Source organism: Pseudonocardia sp. ICBG1142 (assembly GCF_020496255.1).
In the GTDB taxonomy this organism is placed as follows: domain Bacteria; phylum Actinomycetota; class Actinomycetes; order Mycobacteriales; family Pseudonocardiaceae; genus Pseudonocardia.
In genome coordinates, this window is sequence record NZ_JAHLJC010000031.1 from 249,839 (window position 1) to 269,042 (window position 19,204).

The window sequence follows — 19,204 nt, forward strand, 5'->3', positions numbered from 1 at the left end:
TCAGGCCTTCCCGTCCGTGCGAGGGGTGTCGTCGAGTTCGGTCAGCAGGGTCCGGAGATCGGCCCCCGGTGCCGTCGCCGCGGGGGTGCGGCCCGCCGTGGTGGACGGGGAGCGCGGTGCCGTGCCGGCGACGACGTCGACGACGTCGGCGACGCCGCGGGCCCGCAACAGCACCGAGGGGTCCAGCGGGCTGCCGGTGCGGGACTCGATCGCCGCGGCGAGCTCGGCGACCGTGATGGAGTCCAGGCCCAGTGCCTCGAGCGCGACCTCCCCGGGGTCCTCGCCCAGCACCGCCCGGAACGCTCCGGAGACCGCAGAGACCGCCCGTGCACGATCCGGCGCCGTGGCGCCGAGGACGGCGGCCCCCTTCGGCCCGACCCCGTGGAGAGGGGAGCCGGGCGCCGCCGGGACCGGGTCACCGTCGCCGGGGCAGGTGGCGGCGCCGAGGAGCACCACCGCACCGCCGAGGTCGAACGAGGCACCGAACGCGGCCCGGCCCTCCTGCGGCGTGAGCGAGTGGCGGGCGGCGAAGGCCGGATCGGCGGCCATGCCGGTGCCCGTCCAGTCGGGCCAGGCGTGTGCGGTCACCCGCAGTGACGGGCCGTCCTCCCGTTCGGCCATGGCGAGCTGGTAGGCGTTCGCGGCGGCGTAGTCGACCACCCCGCGGCCGGCCTCCGGGAGCCAGCCCGCGATGGACGACACCAGTACGACCCAGCGTGCGGTGTGCCGGCGGGCGAGCGCGACGACCACGTCGGAACCGGCGCACTTCGGGGCGAGCACCCGTTCGGCGTCCGCGGGGCTCCGGCGGGTGAGCGCTCCCACCGGGTTCACCACCCCGGAGCAGTGGACGATCCCGCGCAGGGGCCCCCACCGCTCGACGAACCGGGTCACGACGGCGTCGAGCCCGTCCGGGTCGGTCACGTCGGCGCGGTCGCAGGCCACCTCCGCACCGGGGACGGTCGGTGGCTCGACGGCCGAACGGCCGACCACCCCGATCGCCCGTGCCCCGTGGGCGGCCAGCGCCGCGACGAGCTCGCGGCCCACCGCTCCGTGACCGCCGATCACCAGGTGGAAGCCGGACGCGTCGGCGTCGCGGGGGGCCGGACCCGGGAGCGGCTCGTGGCTGCGCTGCAGACGATCACCGGACCGCAGCGCCCGCTCCTCCGGTTCGGCGGGTTGCCCGGTCACGAGCGAGTACAGCTCGCCGGGCAGCGCCTCCACCGCCCGGGGATCGTCGCCCCGGACGTCCACGCTGGCCGCCGACCAGCCGCGTTCCGCGGCCGCCGCGCGTACGGCGGCGCCGCGCGCGACCGACCACGGTCGCAGCTCGGGCCTCTCCTGCGACCCGACGGCCGCGGCGCCGTGCAGCACCCACAGACAGGCCGCGCCGGTCCGCAGACCAGCGGCGACGCTGCGCAGCCGGTCCCAGAACGTGGCCGTGGTGGAATCCGGGTCGTCGAGCACGACCACGGCGTCGGCGGTGGACAGCGCCGTGGCGGGAACGCAGCCGTCGGAGACGAGCCGGGCGATCAGGGTCGCCCGCGGGACGGTTCCCCCCTCGACGAAGACGGACAGTCCGGCCGGGGGCCGGGCCGGTGGGACGCACGCCGTACGCCACACCGGACGGGCGGCGGACGGTGCGATCACCGGGTCCTGCGGCGGCCGCCCGACCGTGTTCCAGTGGTCCTCGTCGGCGAAGGGGTAACCGGGCACCGCGGTCCGTCGTGCGGTCGGTGCCGAGAAGAGCGACCAGTCCAGCCCGTCGGCACCGGTCGATGCCGCGGCGACCAGGTCCGCCGTGTCCCGTGGCGCCACCGGTGGCGGAGCGCCCCCGCCGCACACCACCGGGGCGGTCCCGTCGGCCACTGCCAGCAGCCCGGCGCGCAGCTCGGCCGCGGACCCACCGGCGACGGCGGCGCGGTGGGAGAGCTCGGCGCGTCCGGTGTTGGCGGTGTGCACGACGTCGGCGAGGTCGGTGTCGTCTCCGGTGTCGTCTCCGGTGCCGCGACCGGTGTCGTCGCCGGTGTCGCCGATCCGGTCGGCGTAGGAACGAGCCAGTCGGCGTACGCCCTCCTCGGTCGCCGCGGAGATCCGCAACGCGTGTTCCCGGGGCGGGACCGGTGTGCGCGGCCCGATCGGCGGCGGCTCCTCGATGACGACGTGGGCGTTGACGCCGCCCATGCCGAAGGCCGAGAGAGCGGCGCGGCGGGGGGTGCCGTTGCGGCGCCAGGGGGTGGGGGTGAAGAGGGGGTGGAACGGCGTGCGCTCGAAGCGGATGTGCTCGTTGGGTCGGTCCAGGTTGCGGGTGGGCGGAAGGGTGTCGTGCCGGAGGGCGAGGATGATCTTGGCGAGTCCCGCGAGTCCCGCGGCCGGCTCGAGATGACCGATGTTCGTCTTGACCGACCCGATCGCGCAGTACTGCCGCCGGGTGGTGTGGGGAGCCCACGCGCGGGTGAGCGCGTCGATCTCGACCGGGTCGCCGAGGGCAGTCCCGGTGCCGTGGGCCTCGAGGTAGCTGATGGTGTCGGGGGACACGCCGGCATCGCGCAGCGCCGCGGTGATCACTTCCTGCTGCCCCGACACCGCAGGCACGGTCAGACCGGACGTCCGGCCGCCGTGGTTGACCGCGGTGCCGGTGATGACGGCGTGCACCGGGTCGCCGTCGGCGAGTGCGTCGTGGAGCGGTCGGAGGACGACGGTCACGGCGCCCTCCCCGGGCACGAACCCGTCGGCGTCCTGGTCGAACGCCCGTGGGGACCCGCTGGGGGACAGTGCCCCCAGGTTGGTCATCGCCGTGTAGTGCAGCGGCGACAGTGCGAGCCGCACCCCACCGACGACGGCGTGGTCGCACTCGCCGTCGCGCAGGCTGCGCGAGGCGGTGTGCAGCGCGACCAGCGACGACGAGCACAGGGTGTCCACGGTGAGGCTCGGGCCGTGCAGGTCGAAGAACCAGCTGACCCGGTTCGCCAGGAAGGCGTTGTGGTTCCCCAGGCCCGCGGCGGCGTCCAGCTCACGGTCCACGTTGAACTCGCGGTAGTGCTGGTAGCTGGCACCGACGAAGACCCCGGTCCGGCGGGGCGCGGAGGTCGGGTCGACGCCGGCCGACTCCCACGCCTGCCAGGCCGTGCGCAGCAGCCACCGTGCCTGCGGGTCGAGCAGGCGGGCCTGGCGCGGGTGAAGTCCGAACAGGTCGGCGTCGAAGCCGGCGACGCCGTCGACGAACCCGCCGACCGGCCGGTCCGGCCGGTCCCACCGATCCGCGGGCGCCGGCCGCAGGGCATCGCTCTCGTCTCGCAGCAACGGCCACAGGCTGTCGATGTCGTCGGCACCGGGCAGGACACCCGCGAGGCCGATGACGGCGATGTCGTGGCGGTCCCCCGACGGTGCGACGGGCGGCCGCCTGCGCGCGGACACCGCGGGGGCCACCGCCTCCTCCACCGCCTCGACGAGCGCGGGGTCCGCGGTCAGGGGAGCGAGGGACGGCTCGTCCGCGCGGTCCTGGTGGGTGGACCGGAGGGCGGCGTCCTCCCGGGTGGCGGACGGGCCGACCTCGAGCCCGAGCGCGTCGGCGAGGGCACGGCCGTCGCGGGCGGCGAGTACCTCGACCGCCGACACCGGGGTGCCCGCGGCAGCCCCGATCTCGGCCGCGATCTCGCCGGCGAGCAGGGAGTCCATCCCCACCGCGGACAGCGGCGTGGTCACCGTGACCGAGGGGTCGGCGAGGACCCTGCGCAGGATCTCCAGCAGACCCTCCGGGGTGAGCGACGTCCCGGGGGCATCTGCGGGCGGTGATGCTCCGCCGGTGCCGGCCACCGGCCGGAACCGGATGCCCTCCAGGACGAGGACCGGGCCGTCGACGCCCAGCAGCCACGCATCGGCGACGTGCGTGCCGTCCTGCCACCCTCGCGAGCGCAACCGGAGCGAGAGCGCCTCGGCGGGATCACCGGTCGCGGTGACCCGGCCGATGCCCACCGGAAGGAGGGTGGTGTCGGACAGTGTGGGATCTCCCAGGGTCAGCACCGCCATGGCCTGCAGCGCCGCGTCGACGGCGGTGACCCGGTCGGTCGCCGGTCCCGCCCCCGGCAGCAGATCGGCGGCGACCGCCCCCTCGCCGTGCCGGATACCGCCGATGCGGCGCAGTGCTGGCGCATACCGGGTGCCGTGGGTGTCGAACCACGCGTACAGCCCGGCAGGGTCGAGCACGCGGGGGCACGGTGTCACGTCGGGGGCGGGCACCTGCGTCGGACCGGGCTCCGGACGCAGCCGGGCGATCACCCGGCCCTGCTGGTGCAGGGTCGCGACCGCACCGTCGATGATGTCGTCCAGGTCGTGCTCGGGCAGGGACGTCGCCGTCCCTCGGGCGGGGAACTCGACGTCACGCAGCACCGGGGCCCGATCGAGGCCCAGGGACAACAGCAGCGCCGCGGGCACCGTGGGCTGCCCGAAGACCTCGTGTCCCGCGATCAGCGCGGCGGCTCCGGCCGGGTCGGGGGCGGTGGACGGCGAGGGGGGCGCCGGCGTACGGAACGGGTAGGACGGCAGTGGCGCACGCCGCGCGGCGGCTCCCGGGCCGAGGGGGCCGCGGGGGCCGCCGTCGACCCAGACCCGGGCGGTCTGCGCGAGTCCAGCGACGGTGTCGTCCGCCCCGTCGGGGTGCACGACGGACCCCGGCCCGCACCCGAGCGCGCGGCGCAGCCCGTCGGCCAGCTCCTCGGCACCGCGGGCGACGATCGCCACCCGCAGCGCCAGGTGCCTGCGGCCCACCCCGGCAGAGGTGTGCAGCACTCCGGGGTCGAGGCCGTCGTGCACGGCGGCGAGCAGGTCGGTGAGGCGCCGGGTCAAGGCCTCCGGCGTGTGCGCGGACACGTGCAGGACCCCGGCCGCGCCCGGGTCGTGAACGGTTGCGACGGGCTCCGGCCAGTCCTCGACGACGACGTGGGCATTGGTGCCGCCCATGCCGAACGCGCTGATCCCGGCCCGCCGGGGCCGGTCGCCGGCCGGCCAGGCGGTCGATGTGGTGGGGATCGCCAGCACGCCCGCGGGCAGTCGGAGCCGCTCGCCGGGCCCACGGTGTCCGGCGACGGGCGGGATCTCGCCGTGACGCAGGGACAGCAGCACCTTGACCAGGGAGGCGAGCCCGCTGGCCGGTTCGAGGTGCCCGATGTTGCCCTTCAGCGCGCCGAGCAGCACCGGTGCGGCCCGGTCCGGCCCGAACACCTCGGCCAGTGCGGCGATCTCGATCGGGTCGCCGAGCGGGGTCGCCGTTCCGTGGGTCTCCACGTGGTCCACCGACGACGGGGAGAGCCCGGCGTCGGCGAGTGCGGCCCGCAGTACGTCGGCCTGCGCAGCGCTGCGTGGGACCGAGAGGGCGCCCGCACGACCTCCGTGGTTGGTGGCGACCCCACGGATGACCCCCCAGACGTGGTCGCCGTCGCGGAGTGCGTCGGCCAGTGGCCGGAGCAGGACTGCCACCGCACCCTCGCCGGGGACGAAGCCGTCCGCCGCGGCGTCGAACGGGCGCGGCAGGTTTGCGGAGAGCGCGCCGAGGCGGCTGAGACTGCGGTAGTACCACGAGGTGAGACCGACGTGGCAGGCAGCGACGACGGCGGTCGAGCACCGGCCGGCCCGCAGCGCCGACACCGCCTGCTCCAGGGCGACGAGCGAGGACGAGCACAGCGTGTCCACGGTCATCGAGGGCCCGGTCAGGTCGAGCGCGTAGGAGATCCGGTTGGCGAGCAACGCGTTCATCGAGCCCAGGGCGGTGTGCGGCCCGACCCGGTCGAGGCCGGCCGCGTCACGGTGGTGGGTGTAGGTGGCCCCGACGAACACACCGACGTCGCGCCGGTCCGCCGCTCCGCCTTCCTGCACGACCGACCAGGCGTGCTCCAGCAGCAGCTTCTGCTGCGGGTCCATCTCGGCGACCTCACGGACGGCGAGCTCGAAGAACCGCGGGTCGAGACGGTCGATGTCGCGGACGAACGCGCCGTTGCCGCAGTAGGTGCCGGTCGTGGCGGTGTCCCGGTCCTGCAGGACCTCGCCGATGTCGAAACGGTCGGCCGGGACGGGGCCGAAGGCGTCGTCGCCCCGCCGCAGCATCGCCCAGAAGTCGTCGAGGTCCTCGGCGCCGGGCAGGTCGCCGGACACCGCGACGACGGCGATCGCGCCCTCGGGCGGCTCCCGCCGCGGCCCGGGCCGCCCGGCCCGGGAGACATCGGCCGCGGGAGCGGGGTCTGGTGTGGGGACTCCGGATGCCGGTGCGACGCTGTGCCGGTCGCGGAGCGCGTCGACGACGCTGCGCACGTCGGGATGCTCCAGGAAGAGCGTGGGGGGCAGGGTCAGGCCCCAGCGCGCACCGAGGGCCTCGGTCAGCTCGACACTCGTGATCGAGTCCATGCCGAACTCGGCGAACGAGGTGTCGGGGGCCAGGTCCTCGGCACCCAGGCGGTCGACCAGCGCGGCGGTGACCTCGGCGGTGACCTCGGCGGTGAGCGGGTCGGTGCCGGCGGCCGGCGGCGGTGCCGGGCTCGGATCGGCCGGGCGGGCCGACGCGGCCGGGGGCGCGTCGGGACGGGCCTCCTCGGTACCGGGTGCTCGGTCGGGGTGGGCCACCACCACCTGTCGTTCGCCGGACAGGACCGCGGCGGTCAGCGCGTCGAGACCCTCGACCGTGCCCAGCGGCTCCACCCCCCGACGGCGGAGCTGCGCGGCGACCTCCACACCCATCCCGGTCTCGCCCCACAGCCCCCAGTCGATGCTGATCCACGGTGCGCCGAGCAGGTGGGCGGCACCGTCGAGGTGGGCGTTCGCCGCGGCGTACCCGGCCTGCCCGAGGTTGCCGAACGCGCCCGACACCGACCCGAACAGCACCGCGAGGTCCAGCTCGACCCCGTCGACGGCGGCGACGAGCTCGCGCAGACCGTCGGCCTTCGGCGCGACCACCGAGCGCAGGTCCGCGGCGGACACACCCCGCAGCAGGCCGTCGCGCAGCACCCCCGCCGCGTGCACGACTCCGCGCAGGGGCCGCCCGCCCAGTCCGGCGACGAGCTCGGCGAGGGCGCCGGGTACTGCGACGTCCACCGCGTGCGACCGGACGAGGGCGCCGTGTGCGGCGATCGCGGTGGTCGCCGACGGGGCGAGCCGCGAGCCCCCCGACCGGCTCACCAGGTGGATCTCGCCGGCGCCGTCACGGGCGAACCGTTCCGCCACGGCGAGCACGAGCCCGCCGTGCCCGCCGAGCACGAGGTAGGCGCCGTCGGCCCGGACAGGCAGTGCGGTCCCGGGCCCGGCGGGCAGGGGCTCCCAGGCGGGGCACAGTCGTACCCCGCCCCGGATCGCGCTCTCGGCCGGGCCGATCCCCAGATCATCGGCACCCACGGTCCCGGTGCCGGCGAGATCGATCATCCGCAGCGACAGCGCGGGGTACTCGACGGCCGCGGTCCGCAGCAACCCCCAGACCGACGCGCGGCCGGGGTCGGGCCGGTCGTCCGGGGCCGCCGCGGCGGCCCGCTCGGTGAGCACGACGAGCCGCAGTCCCTTCCGGCGACGCTCGGTGAGGGACCGGACGACGTGCAATGCCTCGAGAAGGTCCCGCTCCCCGTCGTCGGCGGGGTCCCCGACCGCGGTCGCCATGACGACTCCGTCCAGCCGTCCGGCAGCTGCCTCGTCCCAGAGGCGGGTGAGCCCGTCGAGGTCGGGGATCCCGTCCGCGACCTCCTCCACCCGGGAGCCGGCCGCCCGCAACGCAGCGGCGGCCTCGGCACCGGGGGACCGTGGGCCGCCGTGGTGCAGGACCACCCAGCGGCCGCCGGGTGCCGGTGCGGAACCGGGTCCGGACGGCGACCAGCGCAGAACCCTCATCGGAGCAGGTGCAGGTGCAGGGGCCGGGGTCCTGGCCGTGACGGCCTCCGACGGTGCGGCGGCCGTCGTGGGGACCCCACGCATCCGCAGCCCCACCAGCTCGGCCACGACCCGGCCGGTCCCGTCGAGGACCACGGCGTCACCGCGGCCCGTCCCGTGCTCGGCCAGCGCAGTGCGCCACGCGCGGACCGACACCTCCGGACCACGCAGGGGTGCGTGCACCACGAGCCGGTCCACCCCGACCGGGTACAGCGGGCGCAGTCCTCCCGGCGCCGTCGCCTCCTGCAGGACCACCGACGACAGCTGCAGGACCCCGTCGAGAAGCAGCGGGTGCCCGATCCACGGACGGGCGTCCGCGCTGCGCAGCACGGCTTCCGCCGCCCCGTCACCGACGACCAGTGAGGTCAGCGTGCGGTAGGAGGGTCCGTACTCCAGGCCGGCCCCCGACCAGGCCGCGTACACCAGGTGCGGGTCCCAGGTCGTACCAGCCACGGCGGGTGGTGCCGTGCCGGGCGGCGACGCGGCGGCGGACGGGGTCGCCGCCCCGACCGGTCCGCTCGTCCCGTCCGCCAGGAGCTCCACGGACCCGGCGCCCTCCCCGGAGCGGACGACCCGCACCGTCGTCGTCGCGTCCGGCGGCACCACGACCGGCCTGCGGAACGACACGCCCCGCAGCTCGGTGCCGCCCGCGGCGACCAGCGCCAGCTCGATCTGCACGGCGGCCGGGAGCAGCGCCCTGCCGTCCTTGCGGTGCTCGCCGACCAGCGGGTCGGCCTCGGTGAGGGTCAGCTGGAGCAGCTGCGAGTCGGTCATGACGCCAGGCCTCCGGAACGTCCGTCGAGGAAGGGGTGGCCGGCCGCTCCCGCGGCGCCGTCGCCCGGGGCGCCCACCACGGACGCGTCGGGCAGGGCGGAGTGCCGGATGCGGGCGAACGGATAGGTCGGGATCCGCACGCCGACGTGCGGCTTGCCCCGGTGGTGGGCAGCCGGGTCCAGCGTCGCGTCGGTCTCGTCGTGGTGGTCGGCCAGGGCACGGTGCAGCGGTGCCGTGCCCTCCTCCCGGCGCAGCGTGGAGCGGAACCGGGTCCGCCCGTCGCGCGGGGAGGCGATCCGGCGCAGCAGCGGGAGCAGCGCGGGTTGTGGGCCGATCTCCCACCAGACGTGGTCCTGCTCGTCCGGGACACGGGCGTCGAGCTCCGCCGCCGCCGGTCCGAACAGGACCGGAGCACGGACCGCTCCCGCGTAGGAGGTCGGGTCGGTGGCGGTCCCGGGGGTGTGCAGGCGTCCGCTCGCGGTCGAGGCGAACGGGATCGACGGCGGATGCAGCGCCAGTCCCGCGAGATGGTCGGCGAACGGGCCGACGACGCCGGCCATCGCCGCCGAGTGGAAGGCGTGCGCGACGGGCAGCGCGGTGGCCCGCACCGTGCCCGAGTCCAGGAACGCGGCCATCGCGACGGCCGGGCCCGTGACGGTCGTCGCGCCGGGACCGTTGTCGGCCGCGATCTCCAGGTCCGGATGGGCCGCGATCGCCTCCCGCGCGGTGTCGACGTCACCGCGGACGACGGCCATCGCGCCGGGCCCGGGCGCGGAGGCCATCAGCCGGCCGCGCAGGGCGGTGGCCCGCATGAGGTCGGGCAGGTCCAGCACGCCCGCGGCCCAGGCGGCCGTCAGCTCACCGACGCTGTGACCGACGACCGCGTCGGGGTGTACACCCCAGCTGCGGAGCAGCGTGACCAGGGCGACCTGGGTCGCCACGATCGCGGGCTGGGCCCGGTCGGTTCCGACGAGGGGATCCTCCTCCAGGAGGGTCTCCAACGGCACGTCGAGGTGACCGCGCAGGACCGCGGCGCACTCGTCGAGCACCGCCGCGCAGATCGGCTCGGACCGGCGGAGCTCCCGGGCCATACCCGGCCACTGGGCCCCCTGGCCGGTGAAGGCGAAGGTGACCGGGGTGCGCGCGCGGCGGGCACGTGCCGGCACGGGCCCCCGACCCTCGGCGACGGAGTCCAGGGCGGCGACCATCCCGTCCCGGCCGCGGGCATGCAGCAGCAGCCGCAGCCCGTGCCCCGCCCGCCCGGTGTTGGCGGTACGCGCGACGTCGTCGACCCGGTCGGCAGGACGGGCCCGCAGGTGGCCTGCGTAGGCCGCGGCCACGGCACGCAGACCGTCCTCGGACGGCGCCGTGACCCGCAGCAGGTGCGAACCGTCGGGCCGCTCGCCCGGACGCGGGGGGTCGGTGCGCGCCGGCGGCTCCTCGATGATGACGTGCGCGTTGACCCCGCCCATCCCGAACGCGGACAGCGCTGCTCGACGGGGCCGCTCGTCCCGGTGCCAGGGCAGGGGGTCGACCACGGGGAAGAACGGGGTGTCCTCGAACCGGATGTGGTCGTTCGGCCGGGCGAGGTTGAGGGTCGCGGGAATCGTCCGGTGTTCGAGGGCGAGCAGGATCTTGACGAGCCCGGCCAGGCCCGCGGCAGGCTCGAGATGGCCGATGTTCGACTTGACCGAGCCGATCGCGCAGAACTGGCGGCGGTCGGTGTGCCGGCGCCATGCCCGGGTCAGCCCGTCGATCTCGATGGGGTCGCCCAGCCCGGTCCCGGTGCCGTGCGCCTCCACCAGCGAGATGGAGTCCGGGGACACCCCGGCGTCGCGCAGGGCGGCGTCGACGACGTCGCGTTGGGCGTTGGTGGTGGGCACCGTCAGCCCGGCGGCCCGGCCGCCGTGGTTGACCGCGGTGCCGGTGACGACGGCGTGGACGGGGTCCCCGTCGACGAGCGCGTCGCGCAGCGGCTTGAGCACCACGGTGACGACACCCTCTCCCGGGACGAAGCCGTCGGCGCCGTCGTCGAACGCCCGTGACGACCCGGTGGGGGAGAACGACCGCAGACGCGAGCCGAGCTGGAAGTACTGCGGCGACAGGGCCATGTGGACCCCGGCGACGAGCGCGACGCCGCACTCGCCCTCACGCAGGCTGCGGACGGCGGTGTGCAGGGCGACCAGCGACGACGAACAGAGCGTGTCGATGGTCATGCTGGGACCGTGGAGGTCCATGAACCAGCTCACGCGGTTCGCCAGCATGGCGTTGTGGTTGCCGAGCCCGGCGGCGGTCTGGACCACGTCACCCACGACCTGGTCCCGGTAGTGCTGGTAGCTGGCGCCGACGTAGACGCCGACGGTGGTGTCCGCGGTACGCCCCGACAGACCGGCGTCCTCCAGCGCCCGCCAGGCCGACTGGATCAGGTGACGCTGTTGCGGGTCCATCCAGCCCGCGTCGGCCGGTGCGACCCGGAAGAACGACGCGTCGAACCCCTCCAGGTCGTCGACGAACCCCGCACGGCGCAGGTACACGGTGCCGGGGGTCGAGTCGGTCGCGTAGTACTCGTCGAGGTTCCAACGGTCTGCGGGTACCTCGCTCAGGCAGTCGCGGCCCTCGACGAGCACGTCCCACAGCCGGTCGACGTCCCCGGCGCCCGGGAACACCCCGTCGACGCCGATGATCGCGATGTCGTGCAGGTCGCGGTCGTCGGACACCGGACCTCGCGGACCCCGCCCGGTGCTCCGGGCCGCCGCGGGGGCGGGGACCGGCGGCGCGGGATCCGCTGGCGCGGCGACCGGCGGGTCGACCGGCGTCGGAGGCGGTGTGCGATCCGACCCGGGGGGCCCGCCGGTCCCGGCCCCGTCGTCGGAACCGGCCCCGTCGTCGGAACCGGCGTCGCCGTCGGACCCGGGCGCGGACGTCACGCCGTAGACCTCGGCCAGCTCCCGCACCAGCCCGTCCAGCGTGCCGACCTCCAGCACCAGCGTCATCGGAAGGGCCACACCGAGCCGGTCCCGCAGGTCCTGGGCGACGGACACGGCCAGCATCGAGTCCAGACCGAGGTCCTGCAGCGGCCGGTCGGGCTCGATCTCGGCGGGATCCACCTCCAACGCCCGGGCGACCCACTCCGCCACAGCGGTCCCGAGGTCCCGCGCGCCCACGGGCACCCGGCTCCCTCCGCCGGCGTCCCGCACCGGACCGGCAGCCGGCGCCCCGTTCGACGCGGGTGCCCGTGGCGGCACGGTCGTCCCGCCGGGACCCGGACCGTCCGCGGCCGACCCGGTCGCGTCGCTCCCGGGTGCGGTGCCCTCCGCCGCGGTGAGGCGGGTCCAGGTCACCCGTTCGGCCCGCAGGAGCACCTGCCCGTCCGCGCTGACGGTGATGTCGGCGGTGACGGTGCGGTCCTCCCCGGTGCCGCGGTCGACCCGCTGTGCGTGCACGGTGACCCGCGAGGGCAGCGGCCCGTACACGGCCAGCCGCTGCACGGAGAACGGCACGTAGAGGCCCGACGTGCCGCAGGCGGCGAGCGCGACCTGGAAGGCGCCGTCGATGAGGGTCGGTTCGAGGGCAGCGGTGCCGTCGCCCACCAGCGCGAGCTCGCCGGAGGCGACCCCGTCGCCCACGACGAGTGTGTGCAGGCAGCGGAACCGCTCGCCGTAGTGCAGGCCGTGCCGCTCCAGGTCGAGATGGAACGCGGCGACATCGGCCGGGACACCGTCGGACGGGGCCGGGACGACCGGCCGCGCCGGGACGGTGTCGAGCAGCCGGGCGTCGCACACCAGGACCCCGGCGTCGTCGCGGAACCGAACGGCCCCGTCCTCGAGCCGCCCGGTCAGGCCGGTGGGAGGGCTGACCACGGCCCGGAACGTCATGTCCTGCAGCGCGAGGGGCAGCCCTCCGCGCAGGTCCACGACCTTCTGCGGGTACGCCGCGCCCGGCAGCACCCGGGACCCCAGCACCACGTGACCCTCGGCCTCGGGGAGGTCGGCCCACTCGCGTTCGCGGAGCCCGCCGAACAACGATGCGACGGCGCCCAGAGCCGCGCCGGGATGGGCCGGCCCCCCGCGCCGCGCCGTTGCGGTGATCGCGGCGGGGGCCGCGGCCGGACGTTCCATCCAGAGGTGGCGCTCCTCCAGGGGAACGGTCGGGATCCGCACCGTGCGTGCGGGTCCGGTGACCACGGGGTGCTCACCCGCGACGAACCGCCTCGCCGCCTCGTCGAGGTCCGTGCGGTCCACGCCGGTCACGGAGAACGTCCCCGGCGGCGCCGTGGGGTTCGTGACCCCGGTGTGGCTCGACCGACTGTCGCGGTTGCCCGCGAGGAACAGCATCAGCTTGTCCTCCGCCTGCTCCGCCGAGTCGACGACGCAGGCGAACCGGTGGTGACCGTGGCGACGGCGCAGCGCGGTGGCGCACAACGCCGCGATCGCGGGACGGTGCTCGGACCGCAGGAGCATCAGGAACCGCTCGGCGAGCCGGTGCAGCGCGCGTTCCGAGCCGGCCGAGAGCACCAGCAGCCCGAGGACGCCGTCGTCGTGCACCGCGGCGGGGGCGGCGGCGAGCACCGCGTGTGCGTTGACCCCGCCGAACCCGAAGCTGCTGACCCCCGCCACCCGGGGACCCGTCCAGGGAACGGTTCGGTCCGGGACGAACAGCGGCGAGTTCTCGAACCGGAAGCGGGCGTTCGGGGTCTCGATCCCGGGCGTCCCCGGAACCCTGCCGGCCTGCAGGGCCAGCACGGTCTTGATCAGACCCGCCAGCCCCGCGGCGGGCTCCAGGTGGCCGATGTTGCTCTTCACGGAGCCGATCGGCACCGATCCTGCGGCGGCCGGGCCGAGGGCATCGCCGAGTGCCTCGAGCTCGACCAGGTCGCCGAGCCGGGTCCCGGTGCCGTGCGCCTCGACGTAGCCGATGCCGTGCGGGCCGATCCCCGCGGCCGACAGCGCCTCCCGGACGACCTCGGTCTGGGCCGGCCCGTTCGGAGCGGTGAGGAATCCGGTGCTGGCACCGGTGTGGTTCACCGCGACGCCGCGGACCACGGCCAGGACGGCGTCGCCGTCACGGACGGCGTCGGAGTACCGCTTCAGGACGACGGCGGCGGCGCCCTCACCGCGGACGTACCCGTCGGCCTCCTCGTCGAACGCCCGGCAGCGGCCGCGCGGCGAGAGCATCCCGTTGCGCGCGAAGGACCGGGACTTGGACGGGGTGAGGATGAGATTGGCCGCCGCGACCACGGCCGCGTCGCTCTGCCGGGCGCGCAGCTGCAGCACCGCCTGGTGCAGGGCGACCAGGGACGAGGAGCAGGCGGTGTCCAGGCAGAAGCTCGGGCCGGTCCAGTCGAAGACGTGGGAGACCCGGTTCGCGAGCAGCGCCATCGCCGAGCCGGTCGCCGCGTGCGGGTCGGCGTGGCCGTCAGCGGCGGCCACGAGCTCACCGAAGTCGCTGGCGATGGTCCCGACGAACACCCCGGTGCGACGTCCGAGGGACACCGGATCGTGCGGCCGACTCGACGGCCTCCGCGGTGACGGTGAGCAGCAGCCGCTGCAGCGGGTCGGTACGGCGGGCCTCGCGGTCCGACATCCCGAAGCGGTCCGCGTCGAACAGCTCGACGCCGGCCAGCCAGCCGGCCGTGGTCGGGTCGTCGTCGGACCACAGTGAGCCCCAGCCCCGGTGCCCGACCGGGGCCGTGCCGATCGAGACGTGACCGGCGGTCAGGGACGCCCAGAACTCGTCCGGGGTGGCCGCGCCGGGGAACCGGCAGGCCATGCCCACCACGGCGATCGGCTCGTCGGCGGCCGTCTCCCGTGGAGGCACCACCGCGTGCCGGTCGTGCACCGGCACGGACGGCACGCCGCGCTCGCCCGTGTCCGTCGTCGGTGGCGGGGTGTGCGTCGCGGTGGGCGCAGGCGTGCTCCTACCGGCGACGACGTCGGCCTTCCCCCGGGACGGCCCGGACAGGCCGAGGAGCTCGGCCAGCCGCGCCGGGGTTCCGGTCGCGAGGATGTCCGTCGGCCCGACCGCGGTCCCGAGCCGGCGGGTGAGTGCGGTGGCCGCGGTGACGACGGTGATCGAGTTACCGCCCAGGTCGAAGAAGCCGTCGGTCGCCCCCAGCGCCGCGATGCCCAGCACCTCGCCGAGCACCTCGCCGGTCACGGCCACCGGATCGGCCGGGGCCGGTGCTGCGACGGCTCCTGCCGGTCGGGCGGTCTCGACGGGCAGGACGGGCTCGACCGCCGGCGGCGCGACCGCGGGCCGCGCGACGCCGGCGCTCAGGACGGTGTCCCGGGTGGGGACCGGCAGCCGTGCCCGGTCGATCTTGCCCTTGCCGGTGAGCGGGAACCGCTCGATCGGGACGAAGGCAGCGGGGATCATGTAACCGGGCAGCTCGCGGCGCAGCGCCGCGACCAGATCCTCGCGGTCGCAGTCGCCCCTCGTCGTGAGGTAGGCGGTCAGCGCAGGCTCGCCGGTGCCTTCGAAGGCCGTCGCCACGACGACCGCGGAGCCGACCGACGGGTGGCATTCGAGCACCGCCTCGATCTCGCCGGGCTCGATACGGAACCCGCGGACCTTGACCTGCGCGTCCACCCGTCCGAGCCACTCCAGGCCGCCGTCGGGATGCACCGCGACCAGGTCACCGGTCCGGTAGTACCGGGTGCCGCTGCGCGGGTCGCGCACGAACACCTCGGCGGTGCGGTCGGGGCGGTTCACGTAGCCGCGGGCGAGCCCGGCTCCCGAGAGGTGGAGCTGCCCGGTCCCTCCTGGGGCGACCGGTGCGAGGTCGTCGTCGAGCACGTGCAGCCCGATCCCGGGCAGGGCCGCCCCGAGGCCGATCACTGCGGGGTCGTCGATCCTGGCGCAGGAGACCCAGATGGTCGCCTCGGTGGGGCCGTAGAGGTTCCAGAGGGCCCGTCCGCCGAGGAGCTTCTCGGCGACCGACCGGGGGAGGGCCTCGCCACCGGACAGCACCGTCAGGTCCGGGTGCGGTGTCCAGCCGGCGTCGAGCAGGATGCGCCAGAGGCTGGGGGTCGCCTGGGCGACGACGACGTCGGCCAGCAGCCCCGACAGCCGCGCCGGGTCCGAGGCCTCGGCGCGCGAGGCGAGCACCACACTGCCGCCGGTGGTCAGGGGCAGGAGCAGCTCCAGCAAGGAGATGTCGAACGCCAGTGTCGTGTGGGCGAGGACGCGGTCACCGGGGGCGCTCCCCAGCACACCGGCGATCCCGGTCAGGAAGTTGCCCAGCGCGGCGTGCTCGATCTCCACGCCCTTGGGCTCACCGGTGGAACCACTGGTGAACAGCACGTAGGCGAGGTCACCGGGTCGCACGACGGGCGGGACGGCGAGCGCCCGCCCGTCGTCGGGTCCGATGCGCCGCACCTCGCCGAGCTCACGGCCGAGTCCTTCGCACGCCTCGTCGACGAGGACGGGGCCCGCCCCTGCCACCTCGAGGTAGCGCTGCAGCCGCTCCCGGGGGAATCCCGGGTCGAGCGGGAGGAACGCCGCGCCGCAGCGCAGCACACCGAGCAGCGCCGGCAGCAGGTCGGGCCCCCGGTCGGACAGGACCCCGACGACGTCGCCCGGGCCGACGCCGGCCTCGTACAGCGAGGCCGCGACCGCGTCGCCCCAGCGGTCCAGCTCGGTGTAGCTGAGCGTCCGTCCTCCACAGCGGACGGCGTCCGCGTTCGGGCGGCTCGCCACGACGGCGTCGAACAGGTCCAGCACCGTCGGTGCCGGTGCGGGATCCTCCTGCGGGTCCGCGGTGGGGACCGCGACGACGTGCTCGGCCGGCTCGGTGCCGGCGAGTGCCTGTCGGGCCGCCTCCTCGACCTCCTCGGCCAGCTCGAGCGCGGCGGCCCCGTCCAGCCACGTCGCGCGCACGCACAGGAGCGGGGCGGTCCCCGCCACCGACACCAGCGCCACCTCGGTGTCCGAGTCGATGGACGCGTCCTGCTCGTGCTCGCGGCGCAGCAGCGCCGCCCGGGTGAAGGAGGGCAGGTCGGAGCCGAGCGGGCGGGGAGCGAGCCCGGCGCGGATCTCCAGGTCGGCGACGTAGCCCACCCGCTCGTCGGCCTCGGCGCAGGCGCGCTCGAAGGTGTGGCGGTCCGAGTCGTCCCAGCGGACCGGGACGCGTTCCACCACCAGCTGGGAGGTGATCCGTCCCGACTCCTGCGCCGCGGCCGTCGACCAGGCCACGTCGAAGCTCCGGGCACCGGTGCGCCGGGACAGCACGCGCAACAGGGACTGCTCGACGACAGCGGTCTCCTCGGGCGCGGCGGGCACCAGGGTCAACGGCAGCCGGGTGTAGTGGGCCGTCGCGGCGGAGAAGTCGCCGGCGGAGATCGGGAGGGGACGGATCCGGTCGAGCCGGTCCCGCCACCAGGTCTCGTGCCGGCGCACCGCGTCGAGCGTCGCGGCGACGGCGGCGAGCCGCGGCGCGTCGACGGGCGGCAACGGCGCGCCCACGACCGCCCCGAGCCGCTGCGCCGCGGCGGTCCCGGACAGGCTGCTGCCGTCCGGGTCGAGGAAGTCCGAGAGGACCAGGTCGGCGTCGGTGCCGGACACGGTGATCGAGGACGGGAGAACGGCGGCGACAGCGGGAGCGGCCCGGTGCGCGTCCCGCGCGGCCGCCCGCAGCTGACGGCACAGCACCGCCCCGGCGCCGGTCAGCACAGCCGGGATGCCCAGCGGGTTCGGGAAGGAGCCGAAGTCCATCGCCCGGCCCAGCCGCTCCGCCCGGTCGGCCGGGGTGCCGGGGTGGACGAGCCCGTCGTCCATCCGGGCCGAGCGCCGGTGGAACCGCCGGTCACGTCCGGCCACGTCGACCGGGGTCGGCAGCGACCGCCGTGCGAGGTCGTCGACGATCTCGCCGAACAGCGCGATTCCCGCCTCGGTGGACTCCCAGGTGAGCGACAGGCCGGTCGCGTGGGGCCGTACCGGGAACCACCGCTCGGCGAGCACCGCCCCCGCGTCGACCTGCTCCGCCATGACGTGCCAGGTCACCGCGTGCCGGACCGCGCCGTCGAAGACCGCCCAGGCCGCGACGTTGCTGCCGGCGTAGCGCGGGAGCGGACCGTCGTGGAAGTTCACCGCCGCTATCGCCGGCAGTGCGAGCACCTCCGGGGAGAGGACCTGCTGGTTGACGATGCTGAACAGGAAGTCGGCCGGCTCGGCCGACAGCGCGGCGACCAGGTCGGACGACGCCGGGCGGCAGGGGATGCCGTGCCCGGACGCCCACGCCTCGACCAACGGGTCGTCGCTGAACACACCGCGGACGGTCGCCCCGGCCGCCAGCAGCGCGTCACCACAGCGCGTGAGGACCCGCGTCCCGCCCAGGAGGTGGCAGCGGGCGCTCACGTCGCAGTCCCCGTTCCCCCGGTGGCCCGGGCGACCCAGGCGTCGATCTGGGACACGACCTCCTCGTCGAGCGAGAGCTGTCCGGGGCTCCACAGCGGGTTCGACAGCCCCCGGTGGGTGCGCTCGCACAGCTCCCAGTCCTCGTGGTTGGCCTTGTCCCACAGGGCGAAGACCGCTTCGTGGGAGAAGTCGGGACGAGCGGTCTCCGACGGGTGGAAGAGCCAGAAGTGGCGGACGGTGCAGGTCGCGGGGCTCTCCGGCCACACCCACTGCGCCATCACGTAGTCCGCCGTGAAGCCGAACAGCAGGTTCGGGAGGATCGTGATCCAGTTGATCTTCTGCAGGTCGCCCTCGGGAACCGACGGGATCGGGCGCCTCTCGCTGCGTCCGGTCGAGGACACCGAGTTGTAGCCCTCGCGGATGACCTGCCAGGCACCCACGAGGTCCCCACCGAGCATGTAGGTGCCCGCGTCGTCGAAGTCCGTGACGCGGTGCAGGTCCTTGTGCGCGGTCGGGAAGTGCAGACTCTCGTTGACGTTGTGGGCGACCAGCTTCCAGTTCGACGCGACGGGATAGTCCTTGGCCTGCACGACCCGGAGGTCGGCGAGCTCGTAGGCACGGGCGAACTCGCCGAACTCGGCGAGCGCGTCGTCGAGGTCCGGGGCGTCGTCGGAGAAGCAGACGAACACCAGACCGAAGCGGATCTCGGTGCGGATCGGGATCAGACCGTTCTCGCCCTTGTCGAAGAAGTGGTCCAGATAGGTGCCGTTGAGGCTCTTCAACGCCCCGTTCCGGTCGTAGACCCAGCAGTGGTAGAGGCAGACGATGCTCTGGCGCCGCCCGGTCGGCTCCTCGACGAGCTTGTAGCCGCGGTGCCGGCAGTAGTTGTGGAAGGCCTGGACACCCTCGTCGCCGTGGATCAGCAGGATGGAGCCGGTGCCGATGTCGAGCGTCGTGTAGCTGCCCTTGTCGCCGAGCCGCGACACGTGGTCGACGGGGAGCCAACGACGGCCGTAGATCTCCTTCATCTCCCGGCGGAACTGCTCCTCGCCGGTGTAGAACTCGTGGGAGCGGCCGGTACCGCCGGTGGCGAAGTAGTCGCGGTCGGGATCCTGCTCACCGATGCGGTCGAACATGCTGGGGACGCTGGTCATCGTGGGCTCCTCGCGGCGGGCGGGTG

At 75.3% G+C, this 19,204-nt stretch carries 4 protein-coding genes; all 4 read right to left on the reverse strand.

Annotation, left to right across the window (positions count from 1 at the left end; genetic code table 11):
• Genes KPL59_RS25510 through KPL59_RS25525 form a run of 4 tightly spaced genes read right to left on the reverse strand, consistent with a single transcriptional unit; the run spans position 1 to position 19,178 of the window.
• On the reverse strand, positions 1–8,670 hold the full coding sequence (locus tag KPL59_RS25510; protein WP_226362279.1) for an SDR family NAD(P)-dependent oxidoreductase: 8,670 nt from the start codon (positions 8,668–8,670) through the stop codon (positions 1–3).
• Positions 8,667–14,162 (reverse strand): polyketide synthase, encoded by a 5,496-nt coding sequence (locus KPL59_RS25515; protein WP_308187948.1) that lies wholly within the window; start codon positions 14,160–14,162, stop codon positions 8,667–8,669. The genes KPL59_RS25510 and KPL59_RS25515 overlap by 4 nt, the downstream gene beginning before the upstream one ends.
• Positions 14,104–18,024: an amino acid adenylation domain-containing protein gene (locus KPL59_RS25520; RefSeq protein ID WP_308187949.1), complete on the reverse strand. Its 3,921-nt coding sequence runs from the start codon at positions 18,022–18,024 to the stop codon at positions 14,104–14,106. Before KPL59_RS25520 ends, KPL59_RS25515 begins: the two co-directional genes overlap by 59 nt.
• Complete coding sequence (locus tag KPL59_RS25525; protein WP_226362280.1) at positions 18,021–19,178, reverse strand: SRPBCC family protein; 1,158 nt, start codon at positions 19,176–19,178, stop codon at positions 18,021–18,023. The genes KPL59_RS25520 and KPL59_RS25525 overlap by 4 nt, the downstream gene beginning before the upstream one ends.
• Positions 19,179–19,204 lie beyond the last annotated feature (26 nt).